This window comes from Streptomyces sp. SID14436 (assembly GCF_010548465.1).
In the GTDB taxonomy this organism is placed as follows: Bacteria; Actinomycetota; Actinomycetes; order Streptomycetales; family Streptomycetaceae; genus Streptomyces.
On record NZ_JAAGMD010000312.1, the window covers coordinates 1 to 574 of the forward strand.

Here is a 574-nt window from a genome sequence, read left to right on the forward strand (position 1 = left end):
GCGCGGCTCGCCCGCCACGCCCGGCAGGGGCACGGGCCGCCGGGCGACCAGGCGGCCGGTCTCGCGGTGCCCGCACCGCGCGCAGGCCGGCGCGTTCTCGGGGACGTACGGGGAGGGCACGACGGTGTTGTCCCGGTGGAAGTACTCCCACTCGTCCCCGTGACCGTCCAGATAGCGCTGGACGTCGTAGTCCACGCTCCAGCGGTGCCCGCACGCACCGCAGGTGAATGCCACGCGTTCGACGGCGAGTTCGGTGATCACGTCGGAACACCTCCTGAGCCTGCGGAGCCTTCCTCCACCTTGCCCCCGGGGCCCGCCCCACCGCCACACCTCCCGGCGCCCGGTCCGCACCGGCCCGCCGCACCGGCCACCCGTACGGTGCAGCATTCCGCGTCACCTGCGGGAACGGCCCGACAGAATCGCTCCCAGGTGGGCCGGACGTGCCCGACGCCCCACGGCGCCGCGCGCGGACGACGGCCCGGCCACGACGTCCGACAGGGAGCCGGCCGACACGATGAACAGGACCAGCAAGCAAGCCGCCGCGGGACTCGCCGCGGCCGCGATGGCCGCGGGC

Annotated in this window: 2 protein-coding genes; both read right to left on the reverse strand. The window is 75.6% G+C overall.

The annotated features are described in order from the left end of the window. A partial coding sequence (locus G3I53_RS11200; protein ID WP_164438300.1) for a hypothetical protein occupies positions 1–261 on the reverse strand: 261 nt, incomplete at its 3' end. Positions 262–393: 132 nt separating this feature from the next. Continuing rightward, a partial coding sequence (locus tag G3I53_RS33255; RefSeq protein ID WP_203616924.1) for a hypothetical protein occupies positions 394–574 on the reverse strand: 181 nt, incomplete at its 5' end.